Source organism: Kitasatospora sp. NPDC056531 (assembly GCF_042794375.1).
Classification (GTDB): domain Bacteria; phylum Actinomycetota; class Actinomycetes; order Streptomycetales; family Streptomycetaceae; genus Kitasatospora.
The window spans coordinates 1-959 of record NZ_JBHTTU010000171.1 but is presented as its reverse complement, the minus strand read 5'-3'; the positions used below and the strand labels follow the sequence as shown (position 1 = coordinate 959).

At 70.9% G+C, this 959-nt stretch carries 2 protein-coding genes; one reads left to right on the top strand and one right to left on the bottom strand.

Features of this window, described 5'->3' with window-relative positions; translation table 11 throughout:
• Positions 1–98: 98 nt before the first annotated feature.
• Positions 99–650, top strand: coding sequence for a helix-turn-helix domain-containing protein (locus tag ACFQ87_RS43170; RefSeq protein ID WP_380616489.1), 552 nt, complete (start codon positions 99–101; stop codon positions 648–650).
• A 121-nt stretch (positions 651–771) separates the two neighbouring features.
• On the opposite strand, the gene ACFQ87_RS43165 is transcribed toward ACFQ87_RS43170, so the two are convergent.
• Positions 772–959 (bottom strand): alkylphosphonate utilization protein (locus ACFQ87_RS43165; RefSeq protein WP_380616488.1); only part of this gene is annotated, 188 nt, incomplete at its 5' end.

The window sequence follows — 959 nt, the reverse complement described above, 5'->3', positions numbered from 1 at the left end:
GCATCCGCCTCCCCCCGTTCTCCGTGCGCGGGCGGCTGCCGCCGGCGCACTATCGTTTTCATCTTTGATAATGGTAGCGACTGTGAAATCGTAGAGCAATGGACCTCGACGCCGCAGACCTCCTCCTTCATCCGGTGCGCCTGCGCATGGTGCACGCCCTCGCCGGCGGCCGGGTGCTCACCACCTCGCAGCTGTGCGCCCGGTTGTCGGGCGTGTCGAAGGTGACCGTCTACCGGCATGTCGCGCTGCTCGCCGAGGCGGGGTTCCTGGAGGTGGCGGAAGAGCAGCGGGTGCGCGGCGCGGTGGAGCGGCACTACCGGCTGCGCAAGGACCGCCCGGTGGTCGACGCCGCCGCTGCCGCCGTGATGACCAAGGAGGACCACCGCCGGGGCTTCGCAGCCGCGATGGCCGTCCTGCTCGCCGAGTTCAACGCCTATCTGGACCGGGAGGACGCCGACCCGGTGGCGCAGGGGGTGTCCTACCGGCAGGGCACGTTCTGGCTCAGCCCGGAGGAACTCGCCGAGCTGGGCGGGGAGTTGCTGGCCGTCCTGGCGCCCCGACTGGCCAACGGGCCGGCGCCGGGGCGGGAGCCGTACCTGCTCAGCCCGGTCCTCTTCCCGACCGCGCCGCCGCCCGGCGAGGAGGCGTAGCGGAGGAGCGGCGGAGGAGCCGGCGGAAACGGCGGCGGCCCGTACGAGCCGATCGCTCGCACGGGCCGTCGTCGTTCAGCCGTTCAGCCGCACGGCAGTTCAGCTGTTCGGGCTTTCGGCCTCAGGCCTTCTTCACCACGCTGGACTTGAGCTGCATCGCGCCGAAGCCCTCGATGCGGCAGTCGATGTCGTGGCCGTCCACGCCGTCCACCAGGCGGATGTTGCGGACCTTGGTGCCAGCCTTGATGCCCGAGGCGCTGCCCTTGACCTTGAGCGCCTTGACGACGGTCACGGTGTCGCCGTCGCTGA